The organism is Hymenobacter cellulosivorans, assembly GCF_022919135.1.
Lineage (GTDB): Bacteria > Bacteroidota > Bacteroidia > Cytophagales > Hymenobacteraceae > Hymenobacter > Hymenobacter cellulosivorans.
In genome coordinates, this window is record NZ_CP095049.1 from 5,898,632 (window position 1) to 5,923,422 (window position 24,791).

The window sequence follows — 24,791 nt, forward strand, 5'->3', positions numbered from 1 at the left end:
TTTTCTGCCTTATGCTGCAAGTTTCTGTTCTGCGAGACAATACCGAGCTGGTCCTGGCTGGCCTGGCTAAAAGACACTATAAAACCGCGGAGGCCGACGTTTCCGCCATTCTCAGCCTCGACCAGCGCCGCAAGCAGCTGCAAACTGAGCACGACCAAGCCCAGGCCGAAGCCAACGACCTAGCCCGGCAAATCGGGGGGCTAATGAAAAGCGGCGACAAGGCCGGGGCCGAAACCCTAAAGGCCCGCACTGCCGAGCTCAAGCAACTCACCAAGGCCCACTCCGACGAACTCGTGCAGGTGGAAGAAGGCTTGCAGCAGATGCTCTACAAGCTACCCAACATCCCGCACAGCAGCGTGCCCGAGGGCCGCTCGGCCGACGACAACGAGGTAGTGCGCGAAGTAGGCACCAAGCCCGAACTGGCCGCCGGTGCCAAGCCCCACTGGGAGCTGATTGAGCAGTACGACATCATCGACTTCGCCCTGGGCAACAAGATTACCGGCGCGGGATTTCCGGTATACAAAGGCCAGGGGGCCCGCTTGCAGCGTGCCCTAATCAATTTTTTCCTGGACGAAGCCCGCAACGCCGGCTACACCGAAATTCAGCCCCCGATTCTGGTAAATGAGGCCAGCGGCTACGGCACGGGCCAGCTGCCCGACAAGGAAGGCCAGATGTACCACTCCACGGCCGACGACCTATACCTGATTCCGACGGCCGAGGTGCCTATTACCAACCTCTACCGCAACGAAATCATTGCTGGCGACCAGCTCCCGATCCGCAATGCCGGCTATACGCCTTGCTTCCGCCGCGAAGCCGGCTCCTGGGGTGCCCACGTGCGCGGCCTCAACCGCCTGCACCAGTTCGACAAGGTGGAAATCGTGCAGATTACCGAGCCCGAGAAAAGCTACGAGGCCCTGGAAGGCATGGTGGCCCACATCGAAGGCCTGCTGCAAAAGCTGGGCCTCCCCTACCGCGTGCTACGCCTCTGCGGCGGCGACATGGGCTTCACCTCAGCCCTGACCTTCGACCTGGAAGTGTGGAGTGCGGCCCAGGGCCGGTGGCTGGAAGTAAGCTCGGCCTCGAACTTCGAAACCTACCAGGCCAACCGCCTCAAGCTGCGCTACCGCGGCGAGGGAGGCAAAATGCAGTTGCTGCACACGCTCAACGGCTCGGCCCTGGCGTTGCCCCGCATTGTGGCGGCTTTGCTGGAAAACAACCAGGCCGAAGATGGTATTCATCTGCCGGAAGTGCTGCACAGCTACTGCGGCTTTAGCAAAATCGGTTAGTACCAGACTTCCGTAGCCACCTTACCAACAAGCCCCTGCTAGGATTTTAGCAGGGGCTTGTTGGTAAGGTGGCTAACCAGCTGTGACTGGGATGGTTGCAGGTTAGTATTCCGCCATAGCCTGGTCTTGGTAGCACCAAGCCCACTGCTCGCCGGGCTCGGCCGAAATAATGACGGGGTGCTGGGATGCCTGAAAATGCTTGGTGGCGTGCTTGTTTTTCGATTGGTCGCAGCAGCCGACGTGGCCGCAGCTCTGGCACACGCGCAGGTGCACCCAGGTGTCGCCTTGGGCTACGCACTCGGGGCAGCTGTAGTCGGCGGCTGGAATCAGGGTTTCCAGGGCGGAAAGATGTTGACAAAGAGCCATAACTGTAGCAAAAATTAAGAAGACAGGAATTCGGTTTCGGGCACGAGGCGGGTGACAATGCGCAGGCCGCTCATCAGGGTTTTCTGCACCGGGCACTTCTGGGAAATGACTTCCAGGCGCTGGCGCTGCTCTTCCGTCAGAGGCCCCAGCAACCGCAGCTCCTTAGTTACTTCTTCGAGCATTTGGCCCGCCTCTTCGCACTTTTCGCAGTCGTGCTCGTGTACGCGCTGGTGGCTTAGGCGCACTTCAACAGCCTCCAGTGGCCACTTTTTCTGATTGGCGTAGAGGCGTAGCGTAATGGCGGTGCAGGCCCCCAGGGCACTCAGCAACAAATCGTAGGGCGTAGGGCCGTGGTCCTGCCCGCCTACTTCCACGGGCTCATCAATGATATAGGTGTGACGTCCGGCCTGCACATCCGCCTGCAGGGCATCGGCGCCAACGCGCACCAGCACGTGTTTGTCAAGTAACATAAAATGTGCTTTTAGCTGCGGCCCGCAACTACTGCCGGGCTTCGAAGAGAAAAGATAGGTAATTCCGCATACTTTACCCCGCCCGGCCCTGCGCCCGACTACCGGCCGTCGTGGGTAGGCGGCAGATCAAGGTCGAAGCGAATGTCGCGCATGCACCGGAAATGTCCCTGTGGGCACTTGGCGTAGCCGATTTTGGAGCAGGGCCGGCACGGCAGGCCAGGCACTTCCAGCACTCTGAACTCGGTACGATACGGGTACATGCCAAACTCGGGCACGGTATTGCCCCACACGCTGAATATTTCCTTGCGAAAGGCCGCGGCAATGTGCATCAGACCCGTATCGTGGCTGACGACCAGTTGGGCTTGCCGCACCAGGGAGGCCGACTGATTCAGCGAATACCGCCCGCAGGCGTTGTAAACCGGTGCGGTGGCAAGATTGTAAGTCGGGGAGTTTTCCAGAGCCTGCTCCACGATGTGGCCGGTGCTTTCGTCTTCGGGGCCACCGAGCAGCACGACGGGGCGGCCGAGTTGGGCGCAGAGCTCAATGATTCGCTCGGTGGGCAGACGCTTGGTAGCATGCTGGGCCCCGATGGCGAAGGCCACGTAGCCGCGCTGAAATCCGGCCGGCAGCGTAGCCAGGTCAACTTCGTCCTGGGGCGGAATGAAGTAATCCAAGCCCTGCCGGTCGTCTTGCACGCCCAACGGGGCAGCGGCAGCCAAATAGCGCTCCACAATATGCACCCGGGGCAAGACGTCCATCTTGGCATTGACCAGCAGCCACTTCTGCCAGTTAAGCTTATCAAAGCTGGCCGACTTGACGCCCAGGCGCAGCTTCAGAATACTGGTGCGCAGGTTGTTGTGCAAATCCACCACGAAGTCGAACTGCTCCTGCTTGAGTTCGGCTACCAGCTCGGCCAGGGAACCGGTGAGGTAGTGCGCCTTGTCCACGTACGGGTTGGGCTCGATGATGCTGCGGTAGGCGGGCTTGGTACAATAGTGCACCTGGGCGCCAGGCACCTGCTGCTTTAGGGCCCGCACCACGGGCGTCGTCAGCACAATGTCGCCGATGGAGGAAAAGCGCAGAACCAGAATCTTCATAGGAGCTACTCACGGCTGCCCAACCAAGGCAGCCCAGGCTATTACCCAAACAGGGAGTCTTTGTATTCCAGGGGCGGCTTGATGTTGGCTTTGCGCTCGGCAAAGTACGCCGCCATTTCCTCGGCACTCAGGGCATTGAAGGTCATGTCCTTGGTCAGACCACCCTTGCGGCCCATCATTACGCCGTAGCGCATGTCGGCGTAGCCGTCAGTATGGTGGGCATCGGGGTTGATGCTGAGCTTCACGCCCTGGTCGAGGGCGTAGCGCACCCAGCGCCAGTCCAGATCCAGGCGCCAGGGGTTGGAGTTGATTTCGATAATAACCCCGTGCTGGGCGCAGGCGTCGATAATGGCTTTATGGTTGATGGGGTAGCCTTCACGCCGCAGCAAGAGCCGGCCCGTGGGGTGACCCAACATGGTGGTATACGGGTTGGCAATGGCCCGCAACAACCGCTCGGTGGCTTTGCGCTCGTCCATGCGCAGGTTGCTGTGCACCGAGGCCACGATGAAGTCGAACGACTCGAGCACGTTGTTGGAGTAGTCCAGGTTGCCATCGCCGAGAATGTCGCTCTCGATGCCTTTGAAGATGCGGAACGGGGCCAGCTCCTGGTTGAGCTGGTCGATTTCGCGCTGCTGCTGCCGCACCCGCTCGGGGCTGAGGCCATTGGCGTAGTGGGCTGCCTGCGAATGGTCGCAAATACCGAGGTACTCGTAGCCCTGGTCGCGCAGGAACTCGGCCATCTGGCGCAGGGTGTGGGCCCCGTCGGAGTAGGTGCTGTGGTTGTGCAAGGAGCCGCGCAGATCTTCGTCGGTGAGCAGCGCGGGCAGCTTTTTCTCCTGGGCCAGGGCCACTTCGCCGAGGCCTTCGCGCAGCTCGGGCTCCACGTACTGCAAACCGGCCTTCTCGTAAATGGCCGTTTCCTGGTAGAACTTCTCCCGCTTCACCAGTTGCCGCAACGAGCCGGCCCGCGGGTCGGCCAGAGGTTCTGACAAGTGGGCTTCGGCGGCCGAGTGCAGGAACAGCTGGTTGACAAAGTCTTCCTTGCTGACCAGGTACACCTCAACTTTGACGCCCGAAGCCGTAGCTGTGCCGCGCCAGGCAAACGGGCCGGAACGCCGGGCATCAGCGGTGAGGCCGTCCAGGGCGTTTAGCAGCTCGTGGGCCTGCCGGGGCTGGGCCGTGGCGGCTACCAGCGTTACGGTTTCCACGATTTCGAGGCGGCGGCGCACTTCTCCGGCCACGGCTACCGAGTCGGTGCGCAGGGTTTCGCGCAGGCGGCGGGCCAGGTCGTCGGCCAACTCCTCGGCCTGTGGGTAGAGCACCTTGCCTTGGCTTTCCTGATTGAATTCCAGGGCGGCCAGAATCGTATCCTGGGTCTTTTTGCCGAAGCCTTTGAGCTTGCTTACTTCATCCCGCTCGGCGGCGTCGCGCAGCTGCTCGGGGCTTTCCACACCCAGCTCCCGCCACAGTACCCGGATTTTCTTGGGCCCGATGCCTTTGATGTTGAGCATTTCGACCACCCCGGGCGGCGTTATTTCCAGCAGCTTGCGCAACTCCTCAAACGTGCCCGTATCGAGCATTTCGGCCACTTTGGCGGCGGCCGTCTTACTCAGGCCGGTCCGGTCGGGCAGGCCGGTGCGGTCCATGTCGGCCACGGGCAGCTCCAGGCGCTCCAAGGTAGCGGCCGTGCCTTCGTAAGCACGGATTTTGAACGGGTTTTCGTCGTGCAGCTCCATGAGCGACGCGGCGAGGCGAAAGGCACGGATGAGGGCGCGGTTATCCACTTGATTTTTAATTGCTAGTTGGTAGTGGTCAGTTGTTAGCTGGTTTGCTCAACTGCCGAAACGGACAACGAGTAACCAACACCTAACAACTAAACCCTAGGAGCAGCGGCCCACCAAAGGTACGGGCCAAAGTCGTACATTCGCTCCTACGGGCCATTTCCGGGCCCGGACGACCTTTTGTTCAACTTTCCTTTGCTTGGTATGCGCGTCCTGCTGTTGTTGGCTTCTATGAGTTTGTTTTTGTTGGCCGGTACCTGCAATACCAACTCCCGCGCCTCGTCGCCCGAGCTCAAGCGCCTGGAAGGCACCTGGCTGCACGCCCACGAGGAAGACCAGGGTGAGGTGCGTGTGTACCGCCCCAACACCTACGCATTTCCGCCTTCCCGCGGCCGGACAGGGTTCCAGTTCGACCACAACGGGCTGTTTACCCAGTACGACATTGCCCCCACCGACGGGCTGGAAGGCCGCAAAGGACAGTGGAAATCCGAAGGCTCCAACGTCGTGCGCATCAGCCTCGACGACAAAAAGGACCCCGACTACAAGCTCGAAATCGTGTCCCTGGAGAATGGCGTGCTCAAAGTAAAACGCGTTGAATAACGCCCGACATGCAACCTTAGGGTCCTTTATACCATCTGATCTATATTCCTGGTTTTCCTACGTTATCCAATGCTGCGTCGCCTCGCCTTCTTATTAGCTCTACCCTTGCTGCTCGGCAGCTGTGATAAAGAATCCGACACGGCGGCTCCCGTCGTAAGCCAGACTACGTTTGAAGCCCAGATTCAGGGCCGGGGCTGGCTCGAATCGTGGGAGGAAGAGCAGCCCGGCAGCGACATCAAGGTATTCCGGCCCGAAACGGCAACCTTCCCGGCTTCCTGGCCCCGCAACGGCTTCCGGTTCGAGGCCGACGGCGTATTCATCGGGCGCGGCCCCTCGCCGACCGACGGGGTGGCCGTGTACCCGGGCCGGTGGCTGCTGGTGGGCAACCAGACGTTCCGCATCACGCCCAGCGGCCAAAGCAACAGCTACGGTTTGCAGGTGGTGTCCCTGGAAAACGACATCCTTAAAATTCGTCGGGTCGAGTAACCCGCGGCCCGATTAGGATAAAAAGCCCGGCAAAAGCTGAACTGAAGTTTTTTCAGTCTTCTTTTGCCGGGCTTTTCCATTTGCTTTCCGCTTTGCTTTCATGAATTACTGGCTCGTAAAATCAGAACCCAGCGCCTATTCCTGGCTCGACTTCACCCGCGACGGCCGCACCGACTGGACCGGGGTGCGCAACTTTCAGGCCCGCAACTGCCTGCAGCAGATGCAGCCCGGCGACTTGGTGCTGTTTTACCACAGCATGACCGAAAAGGCCGTGGTAGGCATTGCCGAGGTGAGTGCCGCTGCCGCCCCCGACGCTACCGCCGAAGCCGGCAGCGGCTGGGTGGCCGTGGAGCTGCGCCCCCAGCAGGCCCTGCCCCGGCCCGTCACCCTGGCCCAGATCAAGCAAGACAGCCGCCTGACCCAGATTGGCCTGCTGCGCCAGTCGCGCCTGAGCGTGATGCCGCTGCGGCCCGAGGAGTTTGACATCCTGCTGGAGCTCGGCAGCTAACTTCGGCAGGTTATACCTGACTAAGCCTGGTGCCTTTAGAGGTGGCCAGGCTTTTTTGTGGCGGTGAACAGAAAATCCGACGCGGGGTGTTGTGTGGAAAAGCGCCGGCTTGTGCATCAGTTTGCACACAGGACGTGACTATCTGTAGCCTTCCTCGTATCTTCCATGTGCTGCTGCCGTCACGGGCAGGCCGCACCTCACCGACTATGAAACAACCCCTACTCTGTCTGCTTCTGCTACTCTGGAGTTTGCTGCCGGGCCGGGCCGGGGCCCAGCAAGCACCTGTGGATGCTCCCCGCCAAACAACCCGCATGGAGCTGCCCCTACAGTCTTACACCAGTGACGTGCAGGTGCTGGCTATTCCCGAAGACAGCAGCGTGGTGCTGCTCATCGAGCGCGACGCCAAGGTTGTCGGCCCTAGCACCTTTAAGTTTCAGAAGCTGGATAAGGAACTCAACACCCGTTGGGAAAAGCCACTGGAAGTGCCCGAACGGTTTAATCTGGCCGAAATCTGCAACGAAGGCACCACGGTTTATGCCCTGTACCAGGATGGCTATTTGAGTTCCAAACTCTGGATTGCGGCCCTGAACAGCCGCACGGGCGAAATTAGGACCACTACCTACGACACCAAGCTGCCCCACTCCATATACGGCGTGCAGGCCCTGGAAGGCAACCTGTTCGTCACGGTGCAAGTAGAGCAACACCTCACGGTGCTACTGCTTAAGCTGCAGTCGGGCGAGTTTCAGTTTCTGCCGACGGTATACGAGCCCCTGGAAAATCAGCTTACTTTCAAGGCCGACTCCATCGCCAACCAGGTGAAGTTTGTGGTGAGCCAGAACAATGGGGTAAAATCCCGGCTGCAGGTTAAGCAGATTTCGCCCCAGGGCAAGCTGCTGCGCAGCGAGTTTGTGCAAGCCGAAAGCAACCGCAGCCTGCTTACGGCCCAGCTCAGCCCCGGCGACTCTACCAGCCGGCTGATGACGGGCACCTACGCCCTGCGCGACATACGCTATTCCCAGGGCCTGTTTGCCACCGACCTCACCCAGCCCCTGACGCCCAGCGGTACCCGGCCGTCGTTGCGCTTCTACGACTTTCTGAACCTGAAGCACTTCTTCGATTTTATGAGTCCCAACCGGCAGGCCCGGCTGCGGCAGCGCGGTGCCCGCCGCCTGGCCGCCGACCGCGAGTTTCGCCTGCACTACCGCCTGCTCATGCACGACTTGTTGCCCAGCTCCGAGGGCTACGTGCTGGTAGCTGAAATCTACGTTCCGCACTACCGCTACAACAACTATGGCTTTGCCTTTGCGGGAGCGCCGCGCAACCTGGATGGCTACCGTACCACGCATGCCATCATCTGCGGCTTCGACCGGCGCGGCAACCTCTTGTGGGATAACACCTTCGTTCTGAAAGACGTGGAGCGCTACACCCTCCAGGAAACTGTGCGCGTCCGGCCCCTGGCCGACGGCCGCCGCTACGCCCTGGCGTATATCGATGACCACGACATTCGCTACAAAATCGTGGACCGCACGGCCGCCTCACCCAACGACCTGCATGTGCAGGTGCTCACCACGCTTAAGCCGGGCCTTAAGGAAAAGCCGACCAGCACCAGCCAGTCCGATGTACTGGCCTGGTACGGCGGCCGCTTCCTGGCCTTCGGCTACCAGCACGTGCGGGCACCCAACTGGAGCGGCCGGGATGTCTTCTTTATCAATACGGTAGATTTCGATTAAAGCCAACAGCTGGGCCGGGGCTGCGTATGGAGAGGGCACTTTGTTCTTTTTGCCTTTTTTTACGCTATGAAAAACCGACTCCTGACCCTGTGGGTACTTGTGGTGTTGCTGGCCGCCAGCAGCTGCCGCACCAGTGGCCCGGGCACTCCCGCCCGCACCGTGGCCGAATTCTTCAACAAATACGAAAACCGCTCCGGCTTCAAAGCTACCGACTGGTCGGCGGGCCTGACCACCCGCCTGCTGCTCCTGAAACTGGGCAACCTGGGCGGCGACAACGAACTGACCCAGGCCATATCGTCGGTGCGCAGCGTGAAGGTGCTTACCTTCTCTCCCACGTCGAATAGTGCTCGCGAGCTGGTGGCCGAGGGCCTGACCAAGGAGGTAGACGGTTTGCTGGCCAATGAGCGGTACACGCCTCTGCCCGTCACGGCGGAGGCAGGCACCACGGTGATGCGCTACTCGACCCGGCAGCAGGGTGATAAGGTGAAGGAAGTAGTGGCTACCGGCAACGTGCAGGGTGCCCCCGAGTCGTTTATGCTCGTGGCCATTTCCGGCGACTTCACCCAAGACCAGGTCAATAAGCTGGTAAAATTCCTGCCCAGCGTCAGCGGGGAGCTGTCCAAATAGATTCTTGTCTCTAGTCCTGAAAAAGGCCGCCCGATTACCGGGCGGCCTTTTTTTGTGGCACTACAGCCAGGAGCGGCAAAATCTAACGATGCCGTTATGTGCTGTACTTTATCTTCCTAATGTTGAATTAGCGCAAGTATTGCGCCTCTATAACCATTAAGACTTATGACTTGGAAAGTACAACTAGGCTGGCTGCTATTACTGCTCTTCTTGGGCCTAAACACGGCCCGGGCTCAGGGAAACAAAATCGAAATCGGCCATATCGACAGCCTGACTTCGAAGGTGCTTCAGGAAAAGCGCGGCATCTGGATCTACGTGCCACCTGCGCCAGCCGAACCCGGCTACGCGCCCAAGCGCTACCCCGTGCTTTTCTTGCTGGATGGCGACTGGCATTTCCCGTACGTCACGGCCCTGAATCAGCAGCTTAGCACCGTGAATGGCCTGGGCGTTTGCCCGGAAATGATAGTCGTCGGGATTCCGCATCCTTACCCCACCCGCACCCGTGACCTGACGCCCACGCACTCGACCAAGCGCTGGAACGGGGCCGAAGACCGCACGCTAAGCTCGTCGGGCGGCGGTGAAAAATTCTTGGCGTTTCTGGAAACCGAGTTGCTGCCCTATATCGACGCGAAGTATCCCACGGTGCCCTACCGGCTGCTGGTAGGCCACTCCCTGGGCGGCTTGGCCGTGTTAAACACGCTGGCAACCAAGCCCAAGCTATTTAATGCATACCTAGCCATTGAGCCCAGCCTGTGGTGGGACAATACCCTGGTGCTGAAGAAGCTGGAAGCCGCCATGCAGCAGCACAAGTTTACCGGGCAAAAGCTGTTTCTGGCCGTGGCCCACACCGAAAAGCCTGGCCTTGATACCACCCAGGTTCGGCGCGATACTACCGGCAGCACGCGGCACACCCGCACCAACCTGGCCTTGGTTGACCTGCTGCGGAGACGGAAACCGGGTGCCTTGGCGTGGCAGTGGAAATATTATCCCCGCGAAACTCACTTCTCCGTGTCGCTCCTGACCGAATACAATGCGCTGCACGCCTTTTTCCAGCATAAGCAATTAGCCCTGCCTACTTCCATCACCGACCCAAGCTTCACAGTGGCGGCCGTGCAGCGGCATTACGCACAGGTTCCGCAGCAGTATGGTTACACGGTGCTACCGCCGGAGGAAACCCTGAATATGTATGCCTGGGGCTACATGCAGCAAAAGCTCTGGGATAAGGCGTACCAGTTTTTCCAGTTCAACCTCAAAAACTACCCACAGAGCTATAATGCCCACACCAGCCTAGCCGCTTACTACGAAGCGCGCAACGACAAGGCCAAAGCCCTGCAGTACTACACCGCTGCCCTGCGCCTTCAGGACCTCCCCGAAGCCCGGCAGAAAATAGCGGAGCTCCAGAGCTCCTCGGCTAAACCTTAGTCCATAAAAAAAGGGCCTCACCAGTCGGTGAGGCCCTTTTAACTGTAGCAGCAAGCCAGAATTACATGGAAGGCTGCGGCAGCGCGAAGAACTCGAACTTGAACTCGACGCGGCGGTTTTTCGACATGCCGTCTTTCGAGGTGTTCGGCGCGGCGGGTTCACCCTCGCCACGGCCTTCGGTCACGACGCGGCTGCCTTCGACCTGTTTGCCAGTGAAGTAACGCTTCACCGACTCGGCGCGGCGCTCCGACAGACCCTGGTTGTACTCGTCGGTGCCGCGGCTGTCGGCGTGGCCGATGATGCGGATACCGTACTCGGGGCGCGTCTTCAGCGCTTCGACCATCTTGTTCAGGGCCGGGTACGAGCTACGCTCGATGACGGTGCTGTTGGTTTTGAAGCGCACGGGCACTTCCAGCTTCCGCAGGGCGGGGTCAACTACCAAGGGGCAGCCGTTGGCATCCACGCGGGTACCGGCCGGGGTGTTGGGGCACTTATCCACGTTGTCGAGCACCCCGTCGTTGTCCTGGTCGAGCACCAGCGGGCAGCCGTTGGCATCTACCTGCGTACCGGCGGGCGTGTCGGGGCACTTATCGTTGGGGTCAGCTACGCCGTCCTTGTCCGTATCGGGGCAGCCGCGCATCTGGGCCGTACCGGGGGTATCGGGGCAGGCGTCGTCGCCGTCGCGCACACCGTCGTTGTCACGGTCGGGGCAGCCTTCCAGCGTGGTCAGGCCCTTCTCGGTGGGGCACTTGTCCTGGTAATCTGGAACACCGTCGCCGTCGCCATCAAGCGGGCAGCCTTTCTCATCTACGGCCACACCGGTGGGCGTGTCAGGGCATTTGTCTTTGCGGTCAGATACGCCGTCACCGTCCGTATCCTTGGCTTTGCCGAAAGCTACAGTCAGACCTACAGTGTGCTGCAGGTAGCGGTCATCAATTTTGTTATCGTCGCGAATTGGCTCCCCATCTAGGTTGGCGTTCAGCGGAATGTGCTGGCCGGTCTGCACAAACAAGCCCACGGCGTCGCTGAGGCGGAAGTTGATACCAGCCGCGCCAAACGCGTCGAAATACGTCTTATCCTCATCAATGCGGCCGCCGCGCACCAAGCCTTCGCGGCTGGTGTAGGCAATGCCCGGGGCTACGAGCAGGTAGGGCTGAATGCGGGCGTCTTCCTTCAGGGCCCAGCCGTTGTTAAGCTTCAGCTTGAGGGCCAGGTTCACGTTCACCACGTTGGTATTGAAAAACGTGGCGGCGCTCTGGGTGCCCTTCAATTCTACATAAGCACCCTGCAGGCCCAGGTCGAGGCCGGGCGTGAGGTAGCGGTTGATGCTGATGCCGGGACCATACTGGTTGTTGCTCCAGTTCCAGAAGTCGGAGCCGAGGCTACCCTTATACTGATACGCGCTGCCGTACAGGCTGATGGCCGTTTTGCGGTCAGCCGTCTGCGCGTGCCCATCGGGGGCCGCCGCCAGCAGCGTCAGTCCCAGGGCGAGAGAAGAGGTTAGAGAACGTTTCATGAGAACGGATTTGGGTGACAAAAACGCCAGTTAGCAGGGTCGCAAACTGGCGCGACGCCGCAAACATAGGTACCGAACTATACTTTTCGAATGCGAGAAGGTTGTCCTGCCCAGCTGCTTTTTCGCCAAAAAGGCCCCTGGCGTCCTCCTTTCTACCTGCTTTTCAAGGACTCCGGGCCGCGCATCTTTTTTGTAACAAATCCCTATATTTTAATTTTTCAAGGAAGTTATAAACGCAAAAAGAGCCGCCCGGAGTACGGGCGGCTCTTGTGGACCCAATGCTGGCAATAGCCAAAATCTAGCGTCGGGCTTCGCGCATCAGGCGCTCGATGTCGTCGGCTTCGAGCGGGATGTTCTTCATCAAATCCTCGTTGCCGGTTTTGGTGATGAGAATGTCGTTTTCGAGGCGGATGCCCAGGCCTTCCTCCCGGATGTAGATGCCCGGCTCGCAGGTATACACCATGCCGGGCTCAAACACGCGGTACTTGGCGCCCACATCATGCACGTCGAGGCCCAGGTAGTGGCTGGTGCCGTGCATGAAGTATTTCTTGTAGAGCGGGGCGGCCGGGTCCTGGTTCTTGACGTCATTCTCGTTGAGCAAATCGAGCTTGATAAGCTCCTGCTCCATCGTGCGGCCCACTTCGGCGTGGTAATCCTCGATGTTGTTGCCGGCCACCAGGCGGGAGGTGGCGTGTTTCATAACGCGCAGCACGGCCTCGTACACATCGCGCTGGCGCTTGGTGAAGGTGCCGTTCACGGGGATGGAGCGCGACAGGTCGGCGGCGTAGTTAGCAAACTCGGCACCGAAGTCCATCAGCAGCACGTCGCCGTCGTTGCACTCCCGGTCGTTGCTTACATAGTGCAGAATGCAAGCGTTGGCACCCGAGGCAATGATGCTGCCGTAGGCCGGGCCACGGCTGCGGTTGCGCACGAACTCATGCAGAATTTCGGCTTCAATCTCGTATTCCCACACCCCGGGCTGCACAAACCCGAGCAGGCGGCGAAACGCTTTTTCGGTAATATCGGCGGCTTCGCGCATCAGCCGAATTTCCTCCTCGCTCTTGATAGCGCGCAGCTGATGCATGATGGGCGCCACGCGACGGTACTGGTGCAGCGGGTACTGGGCGCGCAGCTTTGTACCGAGGCGGGCGTCGCGGGTTTCCACCTCCACCACGGCCCGGATATGTTCATTGGAATTGAGGTACACGTTTTCGGCCTCGTTCATCAGAGCCGGCAGCACGGTTTCGAACGAGTCGAGCCACATGATGGTGCGCACCCCCGACTGGGCCCGGGCGTCGTCCTTGGTCAGCTTGTAGCCTTCCCAGACCAAGATATGCTCACTGGTTTCCTTTAGGAACAGGATTTCGCGGTACTGGGGCAGCTTGGCGTCGGGGAAAATTACCAGGATGCTTTCTTCCTGATCGACACCAGAGAGGTAGAACAGGTCGTTGTTCTGGCGAAAGGCCATGGTGCCGTCGGCGTTGGTCGGCATCACGTCGTTGGAGTGGAAAATGGCCAGCGACGCCTGGGGCAGCTGCTGAACGAAATTGCGGCGATTCTGAATAAAAAGCTGCGGATCGATGGGGCCGTAACGCATGGGATGAGGTTAGAGTGCGAATCAAAGACCCACCGGCGGCGGGTCGGCTGCAAGTTAAAGAGAATGCCCACACGGGGGCTGAAAACGGGGAATGCAAATCTGGTAGCCGCCGGGCATTTGCACCGGGGCCGGGGCGCGGTATCTTTGCAGATTGCTACTTGTCTATGTCCCATCCAGTTGCCCGCCGCGCCGTTCTGCTCATTCAAACTGCCTTCATCGGCGACGTTATTCTGGCTACGGCCCTGCTGGAGCGCCTACACGCGACGGAGCCCGACACGCCCGTCGACTTTCTGGTGCGCAAGGGCAATGAGGGCCTAGTAAAAGACCACCCCCACGTGCGCCAAGTCCTGATTTGGGACAAGAAAAAGGACAAGTACCGCGGGCTGTGGCAGCTGCTGCAACAAATCCGCGGGGCCAACTACCAGCGCGTCATCACCCTGCAGCGCTTTGCTTCCACGGGCTTTCTGACGGCGTTTTCGGGCGCCCCCGAGCGGGTGGGCTTCGACAAGAACCCGTTTTCCTTCCGCTTTACCCGCTCTATCCCGCACGTCATCGGGGCGGGCGTGCACGAGGTGTCACGCAATCTGCACCTGCTCGACCCAGCCTACGATGGGCCCCTGACCCCGCCCCGCCTCTACCCCACCGCCCAGGACGAAGCCGCCGCCGCGCAGGCTGCCGAGCTGGCCCAGGGCGGGCCCTACCTGTGCATTGCGCCCACGTCGGTATGGTTTACCAAGCAGTTCCCCAGGGAGCAGTGGCTGAAGCTGCTACGGGCCCTGCCGCCGAAGTATACTGTTTTTCTCATCGGCGGCCCACCCGATGTAGCCGAGTGCGAGGCGCTGCTGGAGGCCAGCGGGCGGGCTGGAGTGGTGAATCTGGCGGGGAAGCTGTCCTTACTGGCTTCGGCGGCGTTGATGCGCGGGGCTGTGCTGAACTACGTCAACGACTCGGCTCCCATGCACCTGTGCTCGGCCCAGGGCGCCCCGACCTGTGCCATCTACTGCTCTACAGTCCCGTTTTTCGGGTTTGGCCCGCTGAGCCCGTTTTCGAGAGTAGTAGAGCTGCCCGAGGAGCTAGCCTGCAAGCCCTGCGGTTTGCACGGCTACCGCAAATGCCCCCTCAACCACTTTCACTGCGCCCACGGCATCGAAACCAGCCAATTGCTCAGCGCCCTGGCTGAAGCAGAAAGTTTTTAATGTGCGAATGTAATTGAACGTGAGAACTGTGAAGAATGCCTCCTGGCGCGGAATGGCTATGCCTCGCAGGGACATATTCCTCTCATTTTGCACATTCACCCCACAGTCAACCACACTTCTCACATTAACTCCGCCCATTAACAATCTACCTTTGCCGGGATGAAACCAGCGGCGTGGCTTGCTGGTTAGTATCTTTTCCGGCCGGACCTTTTTCGGGTGGCCGGTTCCTAGTCTCCAAGACCTTCTTCAATGTCTGATTACGACCTCTACGAGTTGCCCAACGGCATTCGGGTTCTGCATAAACAAGTACTGCACACCAAGATAGCGCACTGCGGCTTTCTGCTGGACATTGGCTCCCGCGACGAGAAGCCGCACCAGCTCGGGCTGGCTCACTTCTGGGAGCACATGGCGTTCAAAGGCACCGAAAAGCGCAAGAGCTTTCATATCCTGAACCGCCTCGAAACCGTGGGCGGGGAGCTGAACGCCTATACGACGAAGGAGAAAATCTGCTTTTACGCCTCGCTGCTCAGCACCCATTTCGAGCGGGCCTTCGAGCTACTGACCGACCTGACGTTCAACTCGGTGTTTCCGGAAAAGGAAATCGAGAAGGAGCGCGGCGTGATTCTGGAGGAAATGAGCATGTATCAAGATGCGCCCGAAGACGCCATTGTGGACGACTTCGACGACGTGATTTTCCCCAACCATTCCCTGGGCCACAACATTCTGGGCACCCGCGAGAGTGTGTCGGGCTTCCAACAGCAGGATTTCTACCGGTTTCTGGCCGACAACGTGCGCACCGACCGGCTGGCCTTCAGCTCGGTGAGCAACCTGCCGTTCAAGGAAGTAAAGCGCCTGGCCGATAAGTACCTGGCCCCGATTTCGGCCAAGCTGGGCGCCCGGCCCCGCACGCCCTTCACGGCCTTCCAGCAGGTAGAGCTAACCGAGCGCAAGCCCATCAATCAGGCCCACTGCATTATCGGCGGGCCGGCCTACGCCATTGGCGACGCGCGCCGGATTCCGTTTTTCATGCTCAACAACCTGCTCGGTGGCCCGGGCATGAACTCCCGCCTGAATCTGGCCGTGCGCGAAAAGTACGGCCTGGTGTACACTATCGACTCGACCTACAGCCCCTACACCGATACGGGCCTATTCGGCATTTACTTCGGCACCGAGAAAAAACAGGTGGCCCGCACGATTTCGTTGGTCAATAAAGAGCTCAAGCTGCTGCGCGAGAAAACCTTGACCACCAACCAGCTGCACGTAGTGAAAGAGCAGCTCATGGGTCAGCTGGCTATGTCGGAGGAAAGCAACAGCGGCATGATGCAGCTGCTGGGCAAAAGCACCCTGGACCTGAACCGGGTAGAATCCATCAACGAAGTCTTCGGTCAAATCCGCCAAATCACCGCTGAGCAGCTCCGCGACCTGGCCAACGACGTGCTGCGCGAAGACAACCTGAGCGTGCTGCAGTATCTGCCGGAATAGGCGAGATGATGAACTAGTGAACTGGTAAGTTGTCTTTCTGTCATTGCGAGGCGCAGCCGTGGCAATCCGTCCTCTAAAATGTACGGAGCTCCCTAAAGTGAAAAGCCCTTTCCCGTGCACAACGAGAAAGGGCTTTCTGGTAAAAGGATGTTTGTCACTAGCAAAGGAGGGATTGCCACGGCTGCGCCTCGCAATGACACATTCCTTCACATTTTCCACATTCAAGTACATTCCTCCCAGTAGTCTATGCGCGTTTTTGGTCATGTAAATACCTACCGGCCCGGCGACACCTTTGCTTCGCGGCTGGCGCTGAGTGCGGCGGGCGTGCACCGGCCGCTGCGGGCGGGCGTGAGCGGCACCCCCGCCGAGGGCGTCGACTCGATTGTGCTGGCGGGACAATACGAGGATGACGTGTTTGGCGAAGACCAGATTCTCTATGCCGGGCACGGCAGCCGGGACCCGAAAACCGGCCATCAAGTGGCCGACCAGGAGCTGACGCCCCGCAACCAGGCGTTTCATAAAAGTCTGGAAACCCAGCTGCCAGTGCGGGTGCTGCACAAGGTTGCGGCCGAGGATGACACGCTGGTGTACCGCTACGAGGGGCTGTACCAGGTTACGGCGGCACAGTACGTACGGGGCCGGTCGGGCTTCTTCATCTGGCTATTTACCCTGCAACCCTTGCCCGCAGAAGCATAGCGCCTGACTTGCTTTGTCGTTATTTGCAGTCTGGTTGCTTACTTCCTTTTCTGAACCGCTAGCGGCATGCCGTTTACGCCCGCCCATCCGGCCCTGATTCTACCGTTGCTCCGTGCCGGGCACCGCCGGCTGTCGGCTACGGCCCTGGTGCTGGGTGCCATGGCTCCCGACTTCGAGTACTTTCTGCGCCTGCGGCCCGACGGTATCTACGGGCACACCTGGCTAGGGATTTTCTGGATGGATTTGCCCCTGGTACTGCTCTTTGCCGGGCTGTTTCACAATCTGGTGAAGGTGCCGCTGGTGCAGTGCCTGCCTACGATGTTTCGCTCCCGTCTGCTGCCGCTCACCGGCGGGCCCTGGCCCTGGCGGCGGCTGGTTTCCGGTCCGGTGCTGCTGGGCGCGGTGCTAGGCTGCCTGTCGCACATTTTCTGGGACTGGTTTACCCACGACGACGGGCTGGTGGTAATGCACTGGGCCTGGCTGCGGCAGGTAATGCCGGGCTTTAAACTGAATTGGCCGCTCTACCAGTTTTTGCAGTATGTCAGCACGTTTATCGGGCTGGGCAGCATTCTGTGGTATGTGCTGCAACTGCCGGCCCGGCCCACGCCGCCGCTGCCGCCTACCCGCACCCGGTTTACATTCTGGCTGGCCACCGGGGCCGTGCTGGTGCTGCTCTGGGGGCCGTTTATGATTTACTCGGCCCATATCTGGCCCTTCGATGCCAACTCGGTGCTGGTAACGGGCATGAGCGCCGGGTTGGTCGGCATTCTGGTGGCTGCTGCCGTGCTGCGCCGCCGCCTGGCTCTGGCAGCGGCCACCGATTCCTGATTTCTTTGAATTTACCTTTTCTCTCCGTGCATCCCGACGAACTGCAGGCCTACGCCGAAACCCATTCTTCGCCCGAACCCGAGCTGCTGCGCCGCCTCAACCGCGAAACCCACGTGCAGGTACTGGCTCCGCGCATGCTCTCGGGCCATTTGCAGGGCCGGGTACTGAGCATGCTCAGCCATATGGTGCGGCCCCGGCGCGTGCTCGAGCTGGGTACGTTTACCGGCTACTCAGCCCTGTGTTTGGCCGAAGGCCTGCTACCCGACGGCGAGCTACATACCGTAGAGCAAAACCCCGAGCTGGAGGCCCGCATTCGGCGCTACGTGGCTGAAGCCGGTCTTACCGAGCGGATTCACCTGCACATCGGCGACGCTACGGCCGTGCTGGCTACGTTGCGTGAAAACTGGGATTTGGTATTCATCGACGCCGACAAAATCAACAATGCGCGCTACTACGAGCTGGTGCTGCCCCAGGTGCGCGCCGGCGGCTTTATCCTGATTGACAACGTGTTGTGGAGCGGCAAAGCTTTGCCTTCTTATCTGCTGAAGCCAGCCGATAAGGATGCCCACGCCGTGCGGGCTTTCAACGACTTCGTGCAGCAGGATGAGCGGGTGGAAAACGTGTTTCTGCCCCTGCGCGACGGACTGCTGATGGTACGCAAACGATAATTTTCCCGAGGGCCATTAAACATTTGCCCTTAAGCCCCGTCTATTGAGCTTCAGGCTCAATAGATGATGAGAAAAGTAACTGTACTGCTGTTGTTTTTGCTCGGGGCACTTCCCGGATTGGCACAAACTTACCCCGTGTCCGGCCGCGTGGTCGACATTACCGACCAGTCGCCGCTGATTGGGGCCAACGTGCTGTTGGTGCGCCTGCCCGACTCGGCCAAAACCGGCACCGCCGTAGACCCCACGGGCAGCTTTTCGGTGGCTGCCGCGCCCGGCCGCTACATCCTGACGGCCTCTTTCCTGGGCTACGTCACGCTGCGGCGCCCGGTCGAAGTTACCAATGCCCCCGTGGCCCTGGGCGCCCTCACGCTGGCTACCAGCCAAGTAAAGCTCAAGGGCGTGGAAGTGGTGGGCCAGGCCGCGGCGGCTGTGCAGAAAGGCGACACGACCCAGTACGATTCCCGGGCCTTTAAAACCAACCCCGACGCCAACGCCCAGGACCTAATTACCAAAATGCCCGGCGTGGTGGTGCAGGATGGCAAAGTACAGGCTCAGGGCGAGCAGGTGCAGCGCATCACCGTGGATGGCAAGGAATTCTTTGGCAGCGACCCGGACGCCGTGCTGAAAAACCTGCCGGCCGAGGCCATCGACAAAATCCAGGTGTTTGACCGCCGCAGCGACCAGTCGCAGTTCACGGGCTTCAACGACGGCAACACCGAGAAAACCATCAACATCGTAACCAAGCCCAACTTCCGCAACGGGCAGTTTGGGCGCATCGTGGCCGGCTACGGCCCCAGCAGCGGCAGCAAAACCCTCTCCGACGGCAAGTACCAGGTCAGCGGCAACTTAAACTCGTTCAAGGGTGCCCAGCGCTTTTCCATCGTGGCCCAGTCCAACAACGTCAACCAGCAAAACTTCGGCACCGACGACTTGCTGGGCGTTATCGGCACCTCGGCCCAGGGCGGGGGCGGCGGCCGGGGCGGACAAGGCGGGGCCCGGGGCGGCCCGGGCGGCAACCGGGGCGGTGGTGGGCAGCAGGGCGGCGGCAACGCGGGCAATTTCCTGGTAAACCAAGCCAGCGGCATTTCCACGACCCACGCCGTAGGCCTGAACTTCTCCGATACCTGGGGCAAAAAAGTAGACCTGCAGGCCAGCTACTTCTTCAACCTGAGCGACAACAACTCCAACAGCAGCACCAACCGCCTGTATAATGTGCTGACCCGGGACCGGACGCTGGGCTACGACGAAGTATCGGACGCCTCGTCCCGCAACATCAACAACCGCTTCAACCTGCGCCTCGACTACAAAATCGACAGCGCCAACTCCATTCTGTGGCAGCCGCGCTTCACGATGCAGAAGAATTCGAGCGACAGTAACCTCGACGGCAATACCTTTCTGAGCGGCTTTTCCGACGTGCCCGACAGCGTGCAGAGCGCCAACCTAAGCCGCTACAACTCGGCCCAGAACGGCATTACCTTCGCTAACCAGCTGCTCTACCGCCACCGCTTCGCCAAGCGTGGCCGGACCTTCTCGCTGGGCCTGAACACAACCTATAACGACCGGGACGCGGATAATTACCTGTATTCCGACAACTTCGACTACACCTTCCGCCCCGAGGCCCGGCTAACCCAAACCAACCAGTACTCCCGCCTCGACCAGATCGGGTGGACCTGGAACGGCTCGGCCAATTACACCGAGCCCATCAGCCTGAAAAGCCAGCTCCAGCTCAACTACACGCTGAACTACTCGCCCAACGACTCGGACAAGAAAACCTACAACCTGCTCAGCGGAGAGCAGCGCGAGCTGGACGAACAGCTCAGCAACGTGTTTACCAGCCGCTACGTCACCAACGCCGCGGGCTTGACTTACCGCTACCAGTTCGAGAAGCTGGAATGGGCCGTGGGCTCGTCGTTCCAGTATGCCAAGCTGCACAACGAGCAGGAGTTTCCGCAGGTAGCCACCACCGACCGGCCCTTCACCAGCATTCTGCCCAACGCCACGCTGCAATACAAATTCTCGCGCAACCAGAACCTGCGCCTGAACTACCAGACCCGGACCCAGAACCCGAGCATCAACCAGCTGCAGGCCGTGGTCAATAACTCCAACCAGCTTCAGATCCGGACCGGTAACCCCGACTTGGCCCAGGAATACTCGCACAACCTGTTTCTGCGCTACTCTTCGTCGCAGCCCGAAACCTCGCGCTCCTTCTTTGCCCTGATTGGCGGCTCGTTTACCAACAACTCCATTGCCAACAGCACGACCGTTGTGCGCCAGCCCACGGCCATCGACGGCACCAGCGTGGTAGTGCCCGCCGGGGGTACCATTATCCGGCCCGTCAACCTGAACAACCAATATTCGCTCCGCTCCTTTGCCAACTACACCCTGCCGCTGAAGCTCATCAAGTCGAACCTGAACCTGAATGCCGGGGCTACTTTCAGCCAGACGCCGGGCTTCGTGAACGGGGTGCTGAACTATAACCGCTCACCCAACTTCAGCGCGGGCGCCGTGCTGAGCAGCAACATCAGCCCTGAACTGGACTTCACTCTCTCGTCGAACTCCAGCCAGACCTATGCCCGCAACACGGTGCAGAGCCAGAGCAATAGCCAGTATTTCCGCCAGAATACCACGCTGCGCCTAAACTGGATTCTGCTCAAGGGTGTGACCTTACAGTCGGAAGTGAACCACGTGGCTTTCTCGGGTCTGACGGCCGGCTACAACCAGAACTTCGTGCTCTGGAACGCCAGCCTGGGCAAAAAGCTGCTCCCCAAGCAGCAGGCCGAAATCCGCCTCTACGCCTTCGATTTGCTGGCCCAGAACAACAGCATTCAGCGCAACATCACTGACGCCTATACCGAGGACGTGCGCACCAACATCCTGCAGCGCTACTTCATGGTGATGTTTACCTACAACCTGCGCAACTTCAATGGCTCCGGCGCGGCCCCTACTGATGCTCCACGCGACGGAAACCGGCCGTTTGGCCCTCCTGGCGGCATTCCCGGGGGCCGTCCGCCCGGGGGCGGTGGTGGACCCGGCAGCGGATTTGGCGGCTAAGCGTCTCTACTTGTTCCCAGAAAAAACAGAGCCCGAATGGGGTTGCGGCTTAATAAAAGCGGCGGCCCCGTTCGGGTTTTTGCTGCCGGAATTTTGTACCGGCCAACGCTGGCGGTCCGTTGAAAGAAGGAACTACAGCCTGAAAAATGAGCATTTTTACGGCTTTTGCTGCCGCATCCAGCGTTTTTTCGCCTACTTTGTACACGGTCGGCGCTGGTCCTCAGTAGGATTGAAGCCAGAATGGCCGTGTTTGCCTCTTATGAAACGACTTATACTCACGCTGCTCTGCCTGCTGCCTCTGCTGGCCGCGGCCCAGAGCGTGACGGTCCCCGCGGACCTGTATTTTGCCGGTCTGCACCTGCGCCTCACCGATGGAGGCCGGGCCGCCGTCCAACAAAAAGTGGACGCCATCCGGCGCTACCAGCCCTCGTTTCAGGCCCGCGTAAACCTGGCCGACGCCCACTTCCCCCTCATCGACCGGGTGTTTCAAACCGAAGGTGTGCCCCTGGATTTTCGCTACCTGGTGCTTCAGGAAAGCGGCCTGCAGGGCGAAGCGCAGTCTATCCACGACGCGGTGGGCTACTGGCAGTTCAAGCGGGAGTCGGCGACGGAGCTGGGCGTGGTGGTCAACGACGTGGTGGACGAGCGTAAGCACATTGTGGCCTCGACGCGGGCGGCAGCCAAGTATTTTCTGCGCAACAACAACACGTTCCGCAACTGGCTCAACACCCTGCTCAGCTACAACCTGGGTTTGACCGGCGCCAAGCCCTACACCCTGCCTACTGACCCAGGGGCCACCGAGATGGAAGTCACGGAGCAGACCCACACCTACATTCTGACCTTTCTGGCCCACAAAGTAGCCTTCGAGCCCGCCTGCGGCCAAAACCCCAAGCCCCCCATGCTGCTGGCCGAATTTCCGGCGGCGGCCGGGCAGCAGCTCTCGGCTCTGGCGGCCTCTTTGCAAACCAGCCCCGCCGAGCTAGCCAAACACAACCGCTGGCTGCTCAACGACGGCCCCGTGCCGCTGGACAAAGCCTACACGATTCTGGTACCCGTCACGGACCCGCTGCAACTCACGGCCATGGCCGCTCAGCAGAAGACGGCCGCCGCGGGCCAGCTCCTACACGAGCCCACACCCGATCCGCAGAACGCCGAGTTTGTGCAAGTCAACGGCCTGCGCGCCATCATTGCCCTGCCCGGCGACACCAAGGAAAGCCTGGCCGAGCGTGCTGGCATGAAGATGCGCAAGTTCATGCAGTACAACGACCTGTTCGCCTTCGACAACATCGTGGTGGGCCAGCCCTACTTCGTGCAGAAGAAGCGCGACAAGGCTGCCGTGGAATACCATGTGGCTCAGGCGGGCGAGAGTGTAGCCACTGTTTCGCAGAAATACGGGGTGCGGGCCAAGGCCATCTGGAGCAAAAACCGCATGCCCCGCAACGAGGAATTGCGCCCCGGCCGCATTCTGTGGCTGCAGCATACCCGCCCCAAGGAAGTAGCCATTGAGTACGCCAAGAGCGACGATGCCGCCGCCCTGGCCGCCTTCGAACGAACCTCGCAACAGGCACCAGCCACCGCTGCTTCCGCCAAGCCCGCCCGTAAAAAGGAAAAGGTGAAGGACGAAGCCGAGCCCTACACGGGCGCCACGGCCGCTGCCAATCGGATTCTGGAAGACGCCACAGATTCGGCTACGACCAATGCCGACAAAACCCTGGTCACCCAGGCCGACAGTGTGACGGATGACCACATGGAAAACCTGAACGAACTGCCCCAGGCCACCGCTGCCAAGCCCGCACCCAAGGACGACTTCATTGTCCAGCAGCCTAAAAAGCCCTTGCCCACCGCTGCTGCCGTAGCCGACGAACCCGTGGAAGGAACCGTAGCGGCGGAGCCCGCAAAAGCGACGCCAGCAGCTCCTAAACCAGCCCCGGCACCGGTGACTACTACCACTCCAGCCGCAACCGCACCGACCAAGCCCTCTGCTCCGGCCACCCAACCCGCGGCCCCACCCGCCAGCACCGCCACCCGCCCTTTGCCTTCCGCCTCTCCAGTACCAACGACGAGCACCGCCGTGGAACCGGTACCGGCTAACGGCCAGCACACCGTGCAAAAAGGGGAAACGCTCTATGCCGTGGCCCGCAAGTATGGCCTGCGCCCCGCCGACCTGATTGCCTGGAACAATTTACCCGCCAGTCCTGCGTTGCGCCTGGGGCAAGTGCTACTGGTGACGCCCCCCGCCGCCGCGCTGAGCAGCTCCGCTACCACCACGGCGGAGGTAGCCTCGGCTACGACGGTGGCCTCGGTGAACCACACGGTGGTAACCGGCGAGTCGCTGTATGGCATTGCCCGCAAGTATGGCGTGAGCATCAAGCAGGTGATGGAGTGGAATAACAAGGCTGACACCAACGTGAAGTTGGGGGAAGTACTCGTTATTAAGCCCGCCAAATAGCCCGTCTGGTATTCGTTGAACCGTTTTCGATTCTTATTCTCTGATTCTCCCAATGCGTCCCTTTTTTCGAGTACTCCTGTTTGGCGGCCTACTGTCGGGCCCTTTGGCGGCCCAGGCCCAGCAGTCCACGGCCGCGGCTCCGGCGGCCATTTCCGAAGATTCCGTGCGGGTGATGTCGGGCCTGGTGCAAGCCAGCGTGCGGCAGCTGCGCGAAATTTACTTTGAGCCCAGCGACACCCGGGCCGTGACCCTGATTGAAACCGCGCTGCAGGAAATTCCGACCCTCAACCAGCGTTTGAGCCACTACACGGCCAGCCTGCCGCGCGAGCAGCAGCAAGTGCTGGCCCAGCGCCTGCGCCAGCAACCCTGGCAGATTGAGCTCCAAACCCTGATGCGCAGCCCGCAGTTTCGCAACTTCGACGCCCGCGCCGCCAAAAATCCCGACCTGAAGGCGGCCACCGAACGGCTGCGGGCCTCGGGCTTTGTGGGTGCTTCTCGTCCCGCACCCGCAGTAGCCACGGCCCCGGCTCCCGAGCCCATGGGTACTATTGCGCCCCCGCCCTCCAAGCCTACGAAACCCGCTAAAACGGCCCCCGCCAATTCCCTGGCCGCATCAAAGAGCGTAGGAGCCAAGCCGGCTACGGGTTTCAAAGTAGCCCCGCTAACTACCCCAGCACCTGCTAAAGTGGCGGCGCCAGTTGCAGTTCAAGCGGCCAAAGCAACTCCGGCAGCGGCAGCTCCGGCTGCCCCGGCCAGTGCCGTCGCTCCGGCCCGCCACACGGTGCAGAAGGGCGAAACGCTGTTCAGCATTTCCCGGCAGTACGGTGTTACGCCGGCCCAGCTGCAGGAATGGAACAACAAACCCACCGGCGGCGTGAAAATTGGAGAGGTTCTGGTGCTGAGCCCAGCCAAGTAACGTCAGACCAACTTAACCC

Annotated in this window: 21 protein-coding genes; 15 read left to right on the top strand and 6 right to left on the bottom strand. The window is 60.4% G+C overall.

The window, feature by feature from the left end:
- Positions 1-11 precede the first annotated feature (11 nt).
- Positions 12-1,286, top strand: coding sequence for a serine--tRNA ligase (gene serS / locus MUN80_RS24995; protein WP_244717558.1), 1,275 nt, complete (start codon positions 12-14; stop codon positions 1,284-1,286).
- Between the two features lie 102 nt (positions 1,287-1,388).
- Here the strand turns inward: serS and MUN80_RS25000 are convergent, their stop codons facing one another.
- The 4 genes from MUN80_RS25000 to MUN80_RS25015 form a co-directional block, all read right to left on the bottom strand.
- The gene (locus tag MUN80_RS25000) at positions 1,389-1,652 is read right to left on the bottom strand and encodes a UBP-type zinc finger domain-containing protein (RefSeq protein WP_244717561.1); all 264 of its coding nucleotides are present in this window, start codon (positions 1,650-1,652) and stop codon (positions 1,389-1,391) included.
- Positions 1,653-1,666: 14 nt separating this feature from the next.
- Positions 1,667-2,122 (bottom strand): OsmC family protein, encoded by a 456-nt coding sequence (locus MUN80_RS25005; RefSeq protein WP_244717564.1) that lies wholly within the window; start codon positions 2,120-2,122, stop codon positions 1,667-1,669.
- A 98-nt stretch (positions 2,123-2,220) separates the two neighbouring features.
- Positions 2,221-3,219 carry a glycosyltransferase family 9 protein gene (locus MUN80_RS25010; RefSeq protein ID WP_244717567.1) on the bottom strand — a complete coding sequence of 333 codons (999 nt, stop codon included), beginning with the start codon at positions 3,217-3,219 and terminating at the stop codon, positions 2,221-2,223.
- Positions 3,220-3,260: 41 nt separating this feature from the next.
- A complete protein-coding gene (locus tag MUN80_RS25015) occupies positions 3,261-5,003 on the bottom strand; it encodes a DNA polymerase/3'-5' exonuclease PolX (RefSeq protein WP_244717570.1) in 1,743 nt (580 codons plus the stop codon).
- Positions 5,004-5,204: 201 nt separating this feature from the next.
- Here MUN80_RS25015 and MUN80_RS25020 point away from each other — a divergent pair, with 201 nt between their 5' ends.
- The 6 genes from MUN80_RS25020 to MUN80_RS25045 all read left to right on the top strand — a co-directional run bounded on the left by MUN80_RS25020 (position 5,205) and on the right by MUN80_RS25045 (position 10,373).
- Positions 5,205-5,600, top strand: coding sequence for a hypothetical protein (locus MUN80_RS25020; RefSeq protein WP_244717573.1), 396 nt, complete (start codon positions 5,205-5,207; stop codon positions 5,598-5,600).
- Positions 5,601-5,669: 69 nt separating this feature from the next.
- The gene (locus MUN80_RS25025) at positions 5,670-6,086 is read left to right on the top strand and encodes a hypothetical protein (protein WP_244717576.1); all 417 of its coding nucleotides are present in this window, start codon (positions 5,670-5,672) and stop codon (positions 6,084-6,086) included.
- Positions 6,087-6,186: 100 nt separating this feature from the next.
- Positions 6,187-6,594 (top strand): EVE domain-containing protein, encoded by a 408-nt coding sequence (locus MUN80_RS25030; RefSeq protein WP_244717578.1) that lies wholly within the window; start codon positions 6,187-6,189, stop codon positions 6,592-6,594.
- A gap of 206 nt (positions 6,595-6,800) precedes the next feature.
- Positions 6,801-8,324 (top strand): hypothetical protein, encoded by a 1,524-nt coding sequence (locus MUN80_RS25035; RefSeq protein WP_244717581.1) that lies wholly within the window; start codon positions 6,801-6,803, stop codon positions 8,322-8,324.
- Between the two features lie 66 nt (positions 8,325-8,390).
- Positions 8,391-8,951 carry a DUF4252 domain-containing protein gene (locus MUN80_RS25040; RefSeq protein WP_244717583.1) on the top strand — a complete coding sequence of 187 codons (561 nt, stop codon included), beginning with the start codon at positions 8,391-8,393 and terminating at the stop codon, positions 8,949-8,951.
- Between the two features lie 165 nt (positions 8,952-9,116).
- Positions 9,117-10,373 (top strand): alpha/beta hydrolase-fold protein, encoded by a 1,257-nt coding sequence (locus tag MUN80_RS25045; protein WP_244717585.1) that lies wholly within the window; start codon positions 9,117-9,119, stop codon positions 10,371-10,373.
- A 61-nt stretch (positions 10,374-10,434) separates the two neighbouring features.
- Here MUN80_RS25045 and MUN80_RS25050 read toward each other — a convergent pair whose 3' ends face one another.
- Positions 10,435-11,889, bottom strand: coding sequence for an OmpA family protein (locus MUN80_RS25050; RefSeq protein WP_244717588.1), 1,455 nt, complete (start codon positions 11,887-11,889; stop codon positions 10,435-10,437).
- Between the two features lie 298 nt (positions 11,890-12,187).
- Entirely contained in the window at positions 12,188-13,486 is a 1,299-nt protein-coding gene (locus MUN80_RS25055) for an aminopeptidase P N-terminal domain-containing protein (protein ID WP_244717591.1), read from the bottom strand.
- Between the two features lie 164 nt (positions 13,487-13,650).
- On the opposite strand from MUN80_RS25055, the gene MUN80_RS25060 reads away from it, so the two are divergent.
- The 8 genes from MUN80_RS25060 to MUN80_RS25095 all read left to right on the top strand — a co-directional run bounded on the left by MUN80_RS25060 (position 13,651) and on the right by MUN80_RS25095 (position 24,772).
- Positions 13,651-14,682: a glycosyltransferase family 9 protein gene (locus tag MUN80_RS25060; protein WP_244717594.1), complete on the top strand. Its 1,032-nt coding sequence runs from the start codon at positions 13,651-13,653 to the stop codon at positions 14,680-14,682.
- A gap of 249 nt (positions 14,683-14,931) precedes the next feature.
- Positions 14,932-16,164 (top strand): M16 family metallopeptidase, encoded by a 1,233-nt coding sequence (locus tag MUN80_RS25065; protein WP_244717597.1) that lies wholly within the window; start codon positions 14,932-14,934, stop codon positions 16,162-16,164.
- A 246-nt stretch (positions 16,165-16,410) separates the two neighbouring features.
- Complete coding sequence (locus tag MUN80_RS25070) at positions 16,411-16,860, top strand: YDG/SRA domain-containing protein (RefSeq protein ID WP_244717600.1); 450 nt, start codon at positions 16,411-16,413, stop codon at positions 16,858-16,860.
- A gap of 66 nt (positions 16,861-16,926) precedes the next feature.
- Complete coding sequence (locus tag MUN80_RS25075) at positions 16,927-17,688, top strand: DUF4184 family protein (RefSeq protein ID WP_244717603.1); 762 nt, start codon at positions 16,927-16,929, stop codon at positions 17,686-17,688.
- Between the two features lie 26 nt (positions 17,689-17,714).
- Complete coding sequence (locus MUN80_RS25080) at positions 17,715-18,356, top strand: O-methyltransferase (RefSeq protein ID WP_244717605.1); 642 nt, start codon at positions 17,715-17,717, stop codon at positions 18,354-18,356.
- Between the two features lie 117 nt (positions 18,357-18,473).
- The gene (locus tag MUN80_RS25085; protein WP_244717608.1) at positions 18,474-21,407 is read left to right on the top strand and encodes an outer membrane beta-barrel protein; all 2,934 of its coding nucleotides are present in this window, start codon (positions 18,474-18,476) and stop codon (positions 21,405-21,407) included.
- A 259-nt stretch (positions 21,408-21,666) separates the two neighbouring features.
- A complete protein-coding gene (locus MUN80_RS25090; RefSeq protein ID WP_244717611.1) occupies positions 21,667-23,856 on the top strand; it encodes a LysM peptidoglycan-binding domain-containing protein in 2,190 nt (729 codons plus the stop codon).
- Between the two features lie 52 nt (positions 23,857-23,908).
- A complete protein-coding gene (locus MUN80_RS25095; RefSeq protein ID WP_244717614.1) occupies positions 23,909-24,772 on the top strand; it encodes a LysM peptidoglycan-binding domain-containing protein in 864 nt (287 codons plus the stop codon).
- The last annotated feature ends 19 nt before the right edge of the window (positions 24,773-24,791 follow it).